Source organism: Serratia sarumanii, assembly GCF_029962605.1.
Taxonomy (GTDB): domain Bacteria; phylum Pseudomonadota; class Gammaproteobacteria; order Enterobacterales; family Enterobacteriaceae; genus Serratia; species Serratia sarumanii.
In genome coordinates, this window is the sequence record NZ_CP124750.1 from 547,289 (window position 1) to 559,989 (window position 12,701).

Annotated in this window: 14 protein-coding genes; 10 read left to right on the forward strand and 4 right to left on the reverse strand. The window is 61.9% G+C overall.

Features of this window, described 5'->3' with window-relative positions; translation table 11 throughout:
- Nucleotides 1-13: 13 nt before the first annotated feature.
- Entirely contained in the window at nucleotides 14-1,384 is a 1,371-nt protein-coding gene (locus tag SSARUM_RS02505) for a glutamine synthetase family protein (RefSeq protein WP_041037742.1), read from the reverse strand.
- A gap of 245 nt (nucleotides 1,385-1,629) precedes the next feature.
- Here SSARUM_RS02505 and SSARUM_RS02510 point away from each other — a divergent pair, with 245 nt between their 5' ends.
- Nucleotides 1,630-1,947, forward strand: a complete 318-nt coding sequence (locus tag SSARUM_RS02510) for a hypothetical protein (RefSeq protein ID WP_041037744.1) — start codon at nucleotides 1,630-1,632, stop codon at nucleotides 1,945-1,947.
- On the opposite strand, the gene SSARUM_RS02515 is transcribed toward SSARUM_RS02510, so the two are convergent.
- Both SSARUM_RS02515 and SSARUM_RS02520 read right to left on the reverse strand, forming a co-directional pair.
- Nucleotides 1,938-2,336 (reverse strand): hypothetical protein, encoded by a 399-nt coding sequence (locus SSARUM_RS02515; protein WP_369819448.1) that lies wholly within the window; start codon nucleotides 2,334-2,336, stop codon nucleotides 1,938-1,940. The genes SSARUM_RS02510 and SSARUM_RS02515 overlap by 10 nt on opposite strands.
- A complete protein-coding gene (locus SSARUM_RS02520; RefSeq protein ID WP_060430832.1) occupies nucleotides 2,333-3,337 on the reverse strand; it encodes a hypothetical protein in 1,005 nt (334 codons plus the stop codon). The genes SSARUM_RS02515 and SSARUM_RS02520 overlap by 4 nt, the downstream gene beginning before the upstream one ends.
- A gap of 270 nt (nucleotides 3,338-3,607) precedes the next feature.
- On the opposite strand from SSARUM_RS02520, the gene SSARUM_RS02525 reads away from it, so the two are divergent.
- Entirely contained in the window at nucleotides 3,608-3,958 is a 351-nt protein-coding gene (locus SSARUM_RS02525; RefSeq protein ID WP_060430834.1) for a type II toxin-antitoxin system RelE/ParE family toxin, read from the forward strand.
- A gap of 3 nt (nucleotides 3,959-3,961) precedes the next feature.
- Nucleotides 3,962-4,261, forward strand: a complete 300-nt coding sequence (locus tag SSARUM_RS02530) for a helix-turn-helix domain-containing protein (protein ID WP_019453270.1) — start codon at nucleotides 3,962-3,964, stop codon at nucleotides 4,259-4,261.
- On the opposite strand, the gene SSARUM_RS02535 is transcribed toward SSARUM_RS02530, so the two are convergent.
- Nucleotides 4,251-5,168 carry a LysR family transcriptional regulator gene (locus tag SSARUM_RS02535; protein WP_060430836.1) on the reverse strand — a complete coding sequence of 306 codons (918 nt, stop codon included), beginning with the start codon at nucleotides 5,166-5,168 and terminating at the stop codon, nucleotides 4,251-4,253. The two genes, SSARUM_RS02530 and SSARUM_RS02535, sit on opposite strands and share 11 nt — an antisense overlap.
- Nucleotides 5,169-5,336: 168 nt before the next feature.
- Between SSARUM_RS02535 and SSARUM_RS02540 the strand changes: the two genes are divergently transcribed.
- The 7 genes from SSARUM_RS02540 (at nucleotide 5,337) to SSARUM_RS02570 (ending at nucleotide 12,692) form a co-directional block, all read left to right on the forward strand.
- Nucleotides 5,337-6,035, forward strand: coding sequence for a CoA transferase subunit A (locus SSARUM_RS02540; protein WP_060430838.1), 699 nt, complete (start codon nucleotides 5,337-5,339; stop codon nucleotides 6,033-6,035).
- Between the two features lie 11 nt (nucleotides 6,036-6,046).
- A complete protein-coding gene (locus tag SSARUM_RS02545; RefSeq protein ID WP_060430840.1) occupies nucleotides 6,047-6,700 on the forward strand; it encodes a CoA transferase subunit B in 654 nt (217 codons plus the stop codon).
- A gap of 13 nt (nucleotides 6,701-6,713) precedes the next feature.
- Entirely contained in the window at nucleotides 6,714-7,898 is a 1,185-nt protein-coding gene (locus tag SSARUM_RS02550; protein WP_060430842.1) for an acetyl-CoA C-acetyltransferase, read from the forward strand.
- An 18-nt stretch (nucleotides 7,899-7,916) separates the two neighbouring features.
- Nucleotides 7,917-8,840 carry a 3-hydroxyacyl-CoA dehydrogenase family protein gene (locus SSARUM_RS02555; RefSeq protein ID WP_039567560.1) on the forward strand — a complete coding sequence of 308 codons (924 nt, stop codon included), beginning with the start codon at nucleotides 7,917-7,919 and terminating at the stop codon, nucleotides 8,838-8,840.
- A gap of 168 nt (nucleotides 8,841-9,008) precedes the next feature.
- A complete protein-coding gene (locus SSARUM_RS02560; RefSeq protein WP_033636935.1) occupies nucleotides 9,009-10,400 on the forward strand; it encodes a GntP family permease in 1,392 nt (463 codons plus the stop codon).
- Between the two features lie 12 nt (nucleotides 10,401-10,412).
- Nucleotides 10,413-11,183 carry a 3-hydroxybutyrate dehydrogenase gene (locus tag SSARUM_RS02565; protein WP_033648562.1) on the forward strand — a complete coding sequence of 257 codons (771 nt, stop codon included), beginning with the start codon at nucleotides 10,413-10,415 and terminating at the stop codon, nucleotides 11,181-11,183.
- 372 nt (nucleotides 11,184-11,555) lie between these two features.
- Nucleotides 11,556-12,692, forward strand: coding sequence for a porin (locus tag SSARUM_RS02570; protein WP_060430843.1), 1,137 nt, complete (start codon nucleotides 11,556-11,558; stop codon nucleotides 12,690-12,692).
- The last annotated feature ends 9 nt before the right edge of the window (nucleotides 12,693-12,701 follow it).

Consider the following 12,701-nt stretch of genomic DNA (forward strand, 5'->3'; position numbering starts at 1 on the left):
AATGAACCGGGGGTTACAGCATCCAGCCGAGTTCGGCGGCGGTGACCTGTTCCTCGAAGCGGCGCAGTTCGGCGCTTTTGCAGGTGTGCCATAGGGTGCAGAACGCCGGGCCGAGCAGCTCACGCAGCGGATCGCTGTGGCGGAACAGCGCCAGCGCCTCCTGCTGGCCGAGCGGCAAGGGCGCGGCGTTGTCGCTCTCGCAGCCGTTGGCGGCGGGCGGCAGCGGCAGCGGGTGTTCCAGCCCGTGCAGCAGGCCGCCGAGCATCACCGCCAGCGCCAGATAAGGGTTGGCGTCGGCGCCGGCCAGGCGGTATTCGATGCGCTGGTTGGCGCTGTCGGCGCAGGGCAGGCGCAGCGCCACCGTGCGGTTGTTGTGGCCCCAGGAGGCGCGCAGCGGCACGTGCATGCCGGGGCGGAAACGGCGAAACGCGTTGATGTTGGGCGCCAGGATCGCCATCGACGCCGGCATCAGCGCCAGCATGCCCGCCATCGCCTGCTGCATGTTGTCGCTCAGTTCGCCCGGCGCGCCGGTCAGCAGGTTCTCGCCGTGCTCGTTCTGCAGGCTGATGTGAAAGTGCAGCCCGCTGCCGGCGGCGTGGGCGCAGGGCTTGGCCATAAAGCAGGCGTGCTGGTGATGTTGCTCGGCAATCTGCCGCGTCAGGCGTTTCAGCGCCATGATCTGGTCGCAGGCTTCCAGCACGCGCCGGCTGTGATGCAGATTCAGCTCATATTGGCCGGAGGCGGCTTCGGCCACCACGCCGGTCAACGGCAGGTTTTGCAGGCGGGCGTGCCGTTCGATGTCGCTCAGCAGCGCATGGTGGCGCTCGGGCGCATCCACCGCGAAGCTCTGCGTCGGGCAGGCTTCCGCCTCGGCGGGGTGCTGCGGATCCTGCAGGTAGAACTCCAGTTCGGCCGCCACCACCGGGAAGCAGTTGCGCTCGTGCAGGCGCTTCAGCACCCGTTGCAGCACCACGCGCGGCTCCAGCTCGCAGGCGCCGCCGTCGGCATTTTGCATCGTCAGCAGCAGCTGGGCGTGGCGTTCGGGATCGCGCGCGCAGGGGCGCAGCGTGCCGGGCACCGGCAGGCACAGACGGTCCGGCTCGCCCGCCCGCTGCCCCAGCCCGCTTTCTTCAATCACCCGGCCGTGCAGATCCAGGGCGTAGATCGACAGCGGGAAGTAGCAGCCTTTCTCCAGCCCAAAGGCTTCGGCGATCGGCAGCCGCTTGCCGCGCAGCTGGCCGTTCAGATCGTGCAGATAAATATCCAGCTGTTCGGTCTGCGGATAGCGCTGCAGGTAGTGTTCCAGCTCTTTGTGGAAGGCGCGCGTTGGCGAAGCGGGCAGCTCCGCCAGCAGCGGATTGAAGCCGATGATATTAGAATGCATGGCGTGCTCCAGAACGACGACCGGTCACGGCCAGAGGCAGGGATAAACGCATGGGACAACTCTCTTGTGAGGCCATAGCGGCGATGTGAAAAGGGTATCTGCGGCGGCAAAAACTGTCTGTAAAAACGCCGTAACGTTAACGGGGCGCGGAATAAAAATGCCGTAAAGAGCGTGGCGGCGTTGGCGGGTTGGCCGCGCCGGCACGGTCTATACTGGCGAGACGGGCCGTTGAAGGAGAGATAACGATGAAGAGAATAGGGCTGCTTATCGCCGCGCTGGCCGCGTTCAACGCCACCGCGTCTTCCCCACAGGCGTGGGCCGAGAGCGAAAGGGCGATGCGAGCCGCCTGCCTGAAAGCCAGCGGGCTAAAAAACGCCAGGGTGGAAGGGGCGATCGTTCACTACGGTGATGACGTCGGCTATTCGGCGCTGTTTATCGGCGGGCGCTACCCGCAGCCGTTTATGAAAAACAAGCCGGGCAGGGAGCTGTGCTTATATCAGCGCGCCACGCAGAAGGCGGCGGTGCAGGCGGTGGAGGGGAGCAACGCGTCTGCTCAACCTTGATGCTTGATGAGGTAAATAAAAATACAGCCCACGGTGGTAATAATGGCCTCTACGAGTAAAAGTATAAAATCCATCGCCAGCCATTTCTGTAGCTCAGGAGAGGCGGTTTTTTGCACGAAATCATAGGTTTTCGCATCGAGCCAAACCTGACCCCTAATCTTGATTTTTTTCCTCTTCAGGATCCAAAGAAACCACTGTGCCTTCAATGAGGTACCTAGCATGCCGAGGCTATCGGCAAAGGCGACGTAGGGCGGAATAAAATGTCCGCTGCCGGCGTAACGTTGATAGAAAGCATCAAACTCTTTTTTATAGCGACGGTAACCAATGAATTGGATGAAGGCGCTTAAAACCAGCAATATCAAACACGATATGACGATAAATTTCATCATTCACCTACCACTAACGTCGTCAAATAATCGGAACCCATGCCACCCAGTGTGGATCCTGCGGCGCCTCCTATAGCGGCTCCAGCGATACCACAAACGATCACTCCTGTTCCTGCTGTTGCTGCACCTAACACAATTGAACAGGCTGCAATCGCAAGACCTGCACCTGCATTTCCCACCCAAATCCCCGCCGCAGTACTTGCCGCAAAATGACTGTATCCCTTCACCGCGATCTTGGCGCACTCCTGTTCACGGCCGGTGGTGCAGGCGTTGTAGACGTCGTTGGTGGTGTTCAGCCCACTCAATCCGATGCCTATCCAGCCGCCGGCTTTCATAAACTTGGCCGCACGGCTGGCGCTGTCGACGTAGTTCGAATAGCCCTTGATGGCACCGACGCCGGCGGTGCTCCATTCATGCACCAGCGATTTACTGGAGAGCCCCAGCGCGTGTTTGATTTGCGCATATTCTTTCATATTGAGTTGAGCACGAGTAAGGCGATTCAGTAACGGTTTTAATGTACCGAACAGCCGCGCTCGTTCCACCTGAAACTGCGTGCCAATCAAAGCGCCACTCGTGCGGAACTGATTTTGGTAGGTTTTTTCAATCTCGACCAGGATATTTTTGATCTGGCTGAAGTAGCGTTCTCCGGCATCCGAAGCCAGCCCGACGACCGTTTCCCCATAGCTGGTGAAGGCGGCGATAGCGGCGTAATTGCGGTGCAAGAAGGTGGAGAAATCGCTGTCACCGGCTTTCACCGCTTTGCTGGTGCGGCTCTTGGCCTGCATCAGGGCGGCGATCGGCGTAGATTGATGATGATTGCGCGGATCGGCGACGATCAGCATTTGCCCCGGTTGAACCAGAGGCGTATCGGCATTGAGCTGCATAAAAAAGCGTGCCGCTTCCGATGGCTTGCCACCGAACAGGTAGTTGGCGTGGAAGGCGAGCGGGCCGGTTTGTTGGGCGATGCAATAACCCGGTGCGATGTTGCTGGACTTCTGTTCCATGTCGAAAGCCTCCTTATTTTTAGGAAACTTAACATTTTCTACAGGGTGGTAACAGGTTCTGGCTCACGCTCTCGATCGGAGAATCATCTGAAAACATCGACATTTCGCTAAATTTGCCTCTCCTTTCCTTATTTGGTTGAACTGATAGGCGATGGTCCTATCGGTTACTTTTTCGAGCTGCCAGGCAAAACGCCAATGGCGGTCTGGAGAAAATTATACATTCCGGTCTATCGTCTTGTCATAGATTGTACTCTATAATCAGGAGATGCCATGTGGACGGTAATGACAACGGAAGAGTTTGATCGGTGGCTCTGTGAACAGGATGAATCGACGCAGGAAAAGGTGTTGGCCGCGCTGGTGATGCTCGAGCGTGCAGGGCCTTCTCTTCGGCGGCCTTTTGTCGACGTGCTGAAAGGCTCGTTGCATTCCAACATGAAAGAGCTGCGTATTCAGCACAAAGGGCGGCCGATTCGCGCTTTTTTCGCCTTTGATCCGGCGCGGCAGGCGATTGTGCTGTGTGCGGGCGACAAAACGGGTAATGAGAAGCGGTTTTATAAAGTGATGCTGTCCATCGCGGATGCGCAGTTCACCCAATATTTGATGTGTTATTTCAAGGAGTAACCCATGAGCACCTTAAAGCAACTGCTGGCCTCCCGCACCCCGGAGAGCCGCCGGCGCATCGAGGAAATGGCCGAAGAGATGCTGTTTGAAGCGCACCTGCACCAGCTGCGGGAAGCGCTGAATATTTCCCAACAGGAACTGGCGAAAACGCTGGGTATTTCCCAGCCTTCTGTCGCGGCCATTGAAGGGCGCGGCAATGAGCTGAAGATTTCGACCCTGAAACGCTACGTGGAAGCGATGGGCGGCACGCTGCGCCTGGACGTTGAGCTGCCGGGCGGCAAGCACGTCGGGTTTACGGTTTAAGTGCAGGCTGTGCGCCACTCCCCGCCATTTCCCGTTCGATCACCGTCGCCAGCGCCTGCGCGGCGGAAGAGAGTTGGTGCTGCGCCAGGCGGATCAGGCCCACGCGCCGTTCGATGATCGGGCCGATCAGCGGCACGCAGATCGCCCCCAGCTCATCCATCTGTTTCTCGCACAGCGCCGGCACCGCGCTGGCGCCGAGGCCGTTGGCCACCATGCGCCCGACCGTCACCAGCTGGTGGCTTTCAAACGCCACCTCCAGCGTTCGCCCGCTGCGGGCCAGCTCCTGCTCCAGCAGCAGCCGCACCGCCGATGGCCGCTGCAGGGTGATGAAATCCAGCGTCAGCAGCTCCTTCCAGCTTACCTGCGCCTTGCGCGCCAGCGCCGAATCCTTCGGCACCACCGCCAGAAAGCGATCGCGGCACAGCGGGGTGAAGTGCAGGGTGTCGCTCGGCTCCGGCTCGAAGGCGATGCCCATCTCCACCCGCCCTTCGCGGATCATTTCAAACACCTGCTCGTTGATGACGTCGTGCACCGCCACGTTGATGCCGGCGTAGCGATCGCGAAACGCCTTGAGGATCGGCGGCAGCGGGTTGCCGGCGAACGACGGCATGGCGGCGATCGCCACCTTGCCCATCTGCAGGGTGAAGCGCTGGCGCATTGCCTCTTCTGCGTTGTCCCAGTCCGCCAGCAGCTGGCGCGCCATCGGAAAGAAGGTTTCCCCCTCCGGCGTCAGCGTCACCCGGCGGGTGGTGCGCAGCAGCAGCGGCCCGCCCAGCGCGTCTTCCAGCCCACGGATCGCCAGGCTGAGCGCCGGCTGAGAAATATTCAGCCGCTCGCTGGCCTGGGCGAAGTTCAGAGTGTGAGCTACCGCTAAAAACGCGCGTAACTGTTTGATGCTCATTTTCATTTTGGCTGGCGTTAACTCTTTGTTAATTTTCGGTTAACGAATGATTGATAAAAATTCTAAATGAATGCGGCATAAAAACAAAATTAACAAATCATTTTTGTGACCTGAAGATGCCCTCACGCAAGCCAGGGCATTTCGCCCTGCGCCGCAACATGCAGGGGCAACGATATGGCAGGGCTCGACAAACGCGTCGGCAGCTACCAGGAAGCGCTGGCAGGCCTGACGGACAACATGACGGTGCTGGCGGGCGGCTTTGGCCTGTGCGGCATCCCGGAAAATCTGATCGAAGAGATCCGCTGGCGCGGCGTGCGCGGATTGACGGTGGTCTCCAACAACTGCGGCGTCGATGGGTTCGGCCTCGGGCGGCTGCTGGAAACCCATCAGATCCGCAAGGTGGTGGGATCTTACGTCGGCGAAAACGCGCTGTTCGAGCAGCAGGCGCTCAGCGGCGAGCTGGAGGTGGATCTCACGCCGCAGGGCACGCTGGCGGAGAAGATCCGCGCCGGCGGCGCCGGTATCCCGGCGTTCTTCACCGCCACCGGTTACGGCACGCCGATCGCCGAAGGCAAAGAGGTGCGCGAGTTCAACGGCCGCCCTTACATCATGGAAACCGCCATCACCGGCGATTTCGCCATCGTTAAAGGCTGGAAGGCCGATCACTTCGGTAACGTCATCTACCGCCACACCGCACAGAACTTCAATCCGCTGATGGCGACTGCCGGGCGCATCACGGTGGTGGAAGTGGAAGAGATCGTGGCGCCGGGCGAGCTGGATCCGGCGGCGATCCACACCCCCGGCATCTACGTCGATCGGCTGATCCAGGGCACCTTCGAGAAGCGTATCGAACAACGCACCCTGCGGGCATAAGGAGAATTCGCATGCTTACCCGTGAACAAATGGCGCAGCGCGTGGCGCAAGAGCTGAGGGACGGTTACTACGTCAACCTGGGCATCGGCATCCCGACGCTGGTGGCCAACTACGTGCCGGCGGGCATGGACGTGATGCTGCAGTCGGAAAACGGCCTGCTGGGGATGGGCGAGTTCCCGACCGAGCAGCAGCTGGACGCCGACATGATCAACGCCGGCAAGCAGACGGTCACCGCGCGCCTCGGCGCGTCGATCTTCGATTCGGCGCAGTCGTTCGCCATGATCCGCGGCGGCCACGTCGATCTGACCGTGCTGGGGGCGTTTGAAGTGGACGTCGAGGGCAACATCGCCTCGTGGATGATCCCCGGCAAGATGGTCAAGGGTATGGGCGGCGCGATGGATCTGGTGGCGGGGGCGGAGAACATCATCGTGGTGATGACCCACGCCTCGAAGGGCGGCGAGTCCAAGCTGCTGCCGCGCTGCACGCTGCCGCTGACCGGCGCCAACTGCATCCGCAAGGTATTGACCGATCTGGCCTACCTGGAAATTGAAGACGGCGCCTTCGTGCTGCGCGAACGCGCGCCCGGCGTCAGCGTGGCGGAGATTGTCGCCAAAACCGCCGGCCAGCTGATCGTGCCGGATCAAGTACCGGAAATGCGTTTCTGAGACGGAGGTGAATGTGCAACAACGTGAAGTGGTGATCGTGGCGGCGACGCGCACGCCGGTCGGCAGTTTTCACGGCGCGCTGGCGCCGTTGACGGCGGTGGAACTGGGCACGGTGGCGGTGCAAAGGCTGCTGGCGCAAAGCGGCGTGGCGCCGCAGCAGATTGATGAAGTGATCCTCGGCCAGGTGCTGACCGCCGGCTGCGGGCAGAATCCGGCGCGCCAGACCGCGCTGAATGCCGGGCTGCCCGTTACGACGCCGGCGCTGACCATCAACAAGGTGTGCGGCTCTGGTTTGAAGGCGGTGCATCTGGCGGTGCAGGCGATCCGCAGCGGCGACGCCGACGCGGTGATCGCCGGCGGCCAGGAGAGCATGAGCCAGTCGCCTTACCTGATGGCCGGCGCGCGCGCCGGTCTGCGCCTCGGCCACGCGCAGATGGTGGACAGCGTGATCCACGATGGCCTGTGGGACGCGTTCAACGACTACCACATGGGCATCACCGCCGAGAACCTGGCGGAGAGATACGCCATCAGCCGTGCCGAGCAGGACAGCTTTGCGCTGCGCTCGCAGCAGAAGGCGCAGGCGGCGCAGCAGGCCGGGCGTTTCGCGCAGGAGATCACGCCGGTGACGGTGCCGAAGCCGAAGGGCGAAGCGTTGCTTGTTAAGCACGACGAACAGCCGCGCGACACCAGCCTGGAGGCGCTGGCGCGGCTGCGCCCGGCGTTTCGCAAGGAGGGCACGGTGACCGCCGGCAACGCCTCTTCGCTCAACGACGGCGCCGCCGTGGTGTTGCTGATGAGCGCGGAAAAAGCCGCTGAATTGCGTTTGCCGGTGCTGGCGCGCATTGCCGGTTACGCCTCGTCGGGCGTCGATCCGGCGATCATGGGCATCGGCCCGGTGCCGGCCGCGCGCCGCTGCCTGGAGAAAGCCGGCTGGCGGCTGGAGGAAGTCGATCTGATCGAAGCCAACGAAGCCTTTGCAGCGCAGGCGCTGGCGGTGGGCAAAGAACTGGGCTGGGAGGCGGAGCGGGTCAACGTCAACGGCGGGGCGATCGCGCTGGGGCATCCGATCGGCGCGTCCGGCTGCCGCATTTTGGTGTCGTTGCTGTTCGAAATGCAGCGCCGCGGGGTGAACAAGGGGCTGGCGATGCTGTGCATCGGCGGCGGGCAGGGCGTGGCGCTGGCGGTAGAGCGCCCGTAAACAACCGAGGAGGGCACGATGCAGTCATCTGACTATGCGGTACTGGGCGCCGGATTGATGGGGGTGGGCATCGCCACCCACTTTATTCGCCACGGCCATGAGGTGCTGCTGTACGACCCGGATCCGCAGCGCCTGGCGGAAGCGCCGGCGGTGGCGAGCGGCATTTTGGCCGAGCTGAGCAGCGTCGGGCAGTTTGATAACGATGAGCGCGACGCGGCGCTGGCGCGGCTGCGCGTGACCGGCGATCTGAACGACGTGGCGCGCGCCCGGCTGCTTATCGAGGCGATCCCGGAACGGCTCGAGCTGAAGCATGCGCTGTATGAGCAGTTGGAAGGGCTGATCGCCGACGACGCGGTGATTGCCAGCAACACCAGCGGCCTGCCGCCGGACGAGCTGGCGGCGCGCATGACCCACCCGCAGCGCCTGCTGATCGCCCACTTCTGGCACCCGCCGCACCTGATCCCGCTGGTGGAGATCGTGCCCGGTCGCGCCACCGATCCGCGCCATCTGGCGGCGGTGCAGGCGCTGCTCGGCGGGATGGCGCTGGAGGCTGTGCTGCTGGAGCGCGCCGCGCCGGGGTTTGTCGGCAACCGGCTGCAGTTTGCGGTGCTGCGCGAGGCGCTGCACATCGTCCACAGCGGCATCGCCAGCGCCGAGGTGGTGGATCAGGTGATGCGCGCTTCGCTCGGGCGGCGCTACGCCATGGTCGGCCCGCTGGAGGCCGCCGACATGACCGGGCTGCCGACGGTGGCGGACATCGCTCGCCACCTGTTCCCGGAACTGGCGACCGGCGACGAAATGATGGCGCTGGTGGAACAGCGGCTGCAGCGCGGCGATACCGGCCAGCGCAGCGGCCGGGGATTTTATCTTTGGGATGACGCACGCAGGGAACGCATTCAACGGCGACGGGCGCATCAGCTGCGCTTTGCGCTGAAACCGTAATTTCGCACTCCGTACCTGACAATAACAACAACCACCCCAATGGATTTCGGGTTGCAGCCAGGCGGCAAGCGCGTGAATTCCCAGGCGCTTACTTAAGTAAGTGACTGGGGAGAACGCACGCGGGCAACAACGCTGCGGCACGAAAGACGCAGGGGAAAGAGGTGACCGATGAGCGTTTTGATTGCCCTGGCAGCACTGGGATTACTGATGCTGGCCGCCTACCGCGGCTACAGCGTGATTTTGTTCGCCCCGATCGCCGCGCTGGGCGCGGTGCTGTTGACCGATCCCGGCGCGGTGGCGCCGACCTTCACCGGGCTGTTTATGGAGAAGATGGTCGGCTTCGTGAAGCTCTACTTCCCGGTGTTCCTGCTGGGGGCGGTGTTCGGCAAGCTGATCGAGCTGTCCGGCTTCTCCCGTTCGATCGTCGCGGCGGCGATCCGCATTCTCGGCCGGCGTCACGCCATTCCGGTGATCGTGCTGGTGTGCGCGCTGCTGACCTACGGCGGGGTGTCGCTGTTCGTGGTGGCGTTCGCGGTCTATCCGTTCGCCGCCGAGCTGTTCCGCCAGAGCGGTATCCCCAAGCGGCTGATCCCGGCCACCGTGGCGCTCGGCGCTTTCTCCTTCACCATGGACGCCCTGCCGGGCACGCCGCAGATCCAAAACATCATCCCGACCAGCTTCTTCGGCACCAATGCCTGGGCCGCGCCCTGGCTGGGGCTGATCGGCTCGCTGTTCATCATCGCGGTCGGTCTGCTGTATCTTGAACGCCAGCGGCGCAAGGCGCAGCTGAAGGGAGAAGGGTACGGCACCGATCTGCTGAACGAGCCGGAAACCCCGGACGACATCAACCTGCCAAACCCGCTGATCGCCATCCTGCCGCTGATTTTGGTCGGGGTATTCAACCTTGGCTTCACCCATTGGATCCCGCAGTGGTACGGCGCCAGCCACGAGCTGACGCTGCCGGGGCTGGCCAAGCCGATCGCCACCGACGTGGCGAAGATCACCGCCATCTGGGCGGTGGAAGCGGCGCTGGTGTCGGGTATTCTGCTGGTGGTGGTGTTCGGTTTTCGCAATATTCGTGGCCGGCTGGCGGAAGGCAGCAAGACGGCGGTCGGCGGGGCGATTCTGGCGGCGATGAACACCGCCTCCGAATACGGCTTCGGCGCGGTGATCGCCGCGCTGCCGGGCTTTTTGGTGCTGTCGCAGGCGCTGTCGGCGATCCCCAATCCGCTGCTGAACGAAGCGATCAGCGTCACCCTGCTGGCCGGCATCACCGGATCGGCCTCCGGCGGCATGAGCATCGCGCTGGCGGCGATGGCCGATAATTTCGTGGCCGCCGCCCACGCCGCGCATATCCCGCTGGAAGTGCTGCACCGCGTGGCCTCGATGGCCAGCGGCGGCATGGACACCTTGCCGCACAACGGCGCGGTGATCACCCTACTGGCGATCACCGGCCTCAGCCACCGGCAGGCCTATGGCGGCATCTTCGCCATCACCCTGATCAAGAGCGCCGCGGTGCTGTTCGTGATCGGCGTGTTCTACCTGACCGGCATTGTTTAAAGGAGCGATACCATGAGTGTACAAGGCAAAACCGCGCTGGTGACCGGCTCGACCAGCGGCATCGGCCTCGGGATAGCGTCCGTGTTGGCCGCCGCCGGCGCGCGCGTGATCCTCAACGGCTTCGGCGACGTGGCGCAGGCGCAAGCGCAGGTCGCGCAGCTGGGCGCCGCGCCGGGCTATCACGGCGCCGATCTCGGCGATGCGGCCCAGATAGCGGACATGATGCAGTATGCCGAAAGCGAGTTCGGCGGCGTGGACATTCTGGTGAACAACGCCGGCATTCAGCACGTGGCGCCGCTGGATCAGTTCCCGGTGGAGAAATGGAACGCCATCCTCGCCATCAACCTGTCGGCGGTGTTCCACACCTGCCGATTGGCGCTGCCGGGGATGCGCGAGCGCAACTGGGGGCGCATCATCAACGTGGCGTCGGTGCACGGGCTGGTGGCGTCGAAAGACAAGTCGGCCTATGTGGCGGCCAAGCACGGCGTGGTGGGGCTGACCAAGACGCTGGCGCTGGAGACCGCGCGCACGCCCGTCACCTGCAACGCCATTTGCCCCGGCTGGGTGCTGACGCCGCTGGTGCAACAGCAGATCGACAAGCGCATTGCCGCCGGGACCGACCCGCAGCGGGCGCGCGATGAGCTGTTGGCGGAGAAGCAGCCTTCGCAAGAGTTCGTCACGCCAGAGCAGCTCGGCGAGCTGGCGCTGTTCCTGTGCAGCGATGCGGCGGCGCAGGTGCGCGGCGCCGCCTGGAACATGGACGGCGGCTGGCTGGCGCAGTAGTGAATTCTTTTTCCCGGAGCGCGCAACGCGCTCCGTCGTTATTTCCCGCCATGAGTTAATTCCCCTGCGTGACGGTTTACCTGCGGCAATAATATTTATTTGTTATTTGCTATCTTTATTCCCAGATAATCACGCCGGTTTATTTTGGGTGAAACGTGCGGATTGGTTTATTTTGTGCTGCGGTTATTACATTATTTTTCTCTGCGTTACAGATGAACACGTTTTTGCTGAAATTAAATTCAACCTGAAATAATGGCAGGTTATGGCGTGAATTTTTATATCTTGCGTGCGCTGTTCACATCGGGTAATTATTTCCGCGTGGCTTAAGACCACCGTGTTTATAACAATAATTTTTTTCGGGCAGGGGTAATAATGAGAAAAAATACAACGCCAATATTCATTGGCGGCGTCTTGCTGTCGGCGTTATCCGCCGGCGCACAGGCCGAGATCACCATTCTGGATAAAAACCCGCAGAGCAATGTGTTGCTGGCGCCGCTCAGTTTAAAGGTGGGCGGCAGCATTCGCCCCGAGTGGATCTTCAATAACGGCCCGGAGCCGGGCTATGACAAAAACGGCCACGACGGCGGCACGCGTTTTCGCTTCAGCGGCGACTATGCGCTGACGCAGAACACCTCGATCATCGGCTATTACGAGTGGGGCGTCGATCTGGCGCACGCGCTCAGCTGGGACGGGCACTATAACGAAGACGGCAAGCGCGACTATCAGCGCCAGCTGTACGCCGGTTTCAAAGACGATCGTTACGGCACCCTGACCTACGGCCATCAATACGGCATCTATTATTCGGTGGTCGGCATCAAAAGCGACGTCTGGGATAACGATGGCCACGCGGGCGGCACCGGCATCGGTATTTCCGGCGACTACGACGGCGGCAATAAACCGAAAAACAGCATCAAGTACACCAATGATTTCGGGCCGGTAACGCTGTACGCCAACTATTTATTGCCGGAAGACGATCTGCACACCGCGGATAACCTGATTTATCGCCGCAAGGGCGGGGGCGGGCTGGGCTTCGATTACAAGGTGACGAAGGATTTAACCTTCAGCGCGGCCTACAGTTATACCGAAGCGAAGATCAAAGACAATCTGTACAACGAAAAGGATTATCACCAGCAGCTGTCCGGCACCGCGTTGACCTGGCAGCCGAACAACTGGTACATCGTCGGCACCGCCAGCTACTATAAAGACTATGTGCCGAGCACCCGCCAGCGCACGCTGTCGCACTTCTTCGCCGGTGACGGCTACGGGTTGGAAGGCTTCGTCGGTTACACCTTCAATATCGACAAGCCGTTCCTCAAATCGATCCAGCCTTACGTGGCGGCGGACTCGCTGCGGCTGAAGGGGGACGAGGCGTATCACGCCAACCACGTTTACCTCGGCGCGGGCACCACCATCGGTTACGGTCTGTCGGTGTATGTGGAACGCACGCTGGCCAACAGCAGCGACAACGAGCCGGACTCCACCTGGATTACGGTGTTCTACGACTTCTGATTTTCACCT

Coding starts and splice junctions, on each gene's coding strand:
- SSARUM_RS02505 (WP_041037742.1), bottom strand. CDS start 1,384: ATGCATTCTAATATCATCGGCTTCAATCCGCTGCTGGCGGAGCTGCCC.
- SSARUM_RS02510 (WP_041037744.1), top strand. CDS start 1,630: ATGAAGAGAATAGGGCTGCTTATCGCCGCGCTGGCCGCGTTCAACGCC.
- SSARUM_RS02515 (WP_369819448.1), bottom strand. CDS start 2,336: ATGATGAAATTTATCGTCATATCGTGTTTGATATTGCTGGTTTTAAGC.
- SSARUM_RS02520 (WP_060430832.1), bottom strand. CDS start 3,337: ATGGAACAGAAGTCCAGCAACATCGCACCGGGTTATTGCATCGCCCAA.
- SSARUM_RS02525 (WP_060430834.1), top strand. CDS start 3,608: ATGTGGACGGTAATGACAACGGAAGAGTTTGATCGGTGGCTCTGTGAA.
- SSARUM_RS02530 (WP_019453270.1), top strand. CDS start 3,962: ATGAGCACCTTAAAGCAACTGCTGGCCTCCCGCACCCCGGAGAGCCGC.
- SSARUM_RS02535 (WP_060430836.1), bottom strand. CDS start 5,168: ATGAAAATGAGCATCAAACAGTTACGCGCGTTTTTAGCGGTAGCTCAC.
- SSARUM_RS02540 (WP_060430838.1), top strand. CDS start 5,337: ATGGCAGGGCTCGACAAACGCGTCGGCAGCTACCAGGAAGCGCTGGCA.
- SSARUM_RS02545 (WP_060430840.1), top strand. CDS start 6,047: ATGCTTACCCGTGAACAAATGGCGCAGCGCGTGGCGCAAGAGCTGAGG.
- SSARUM_RS02555 (WP_039567560.1), top strand. CDS start 7,917: ATGCAGTCATCTGACTATGCGGTACTGGGCGCCGGATTGATGGGGGTG.
- SSARUM_RS02560 (WP_033636935.1), top strand. CDS start 9,009: ATGAGCGTTTTGATTGCCCTGGCAGCACTGGGATTACTGATGCTGGCC.
- SSARUM_RS02565 (WP_033648562.1), top strand. CDS start 10,413: ATGAGTGTACAAGGCAAAACCGCGCTGGTGACCGGCTCGACCAGCGGC.
- SSARUM_RS02570 (WP_060430843.1), top strand. CDS start 11,556: ATGAGAAAAAATACAACGCCAATATTCATTGGCGGCGTCTTGCTGTCG.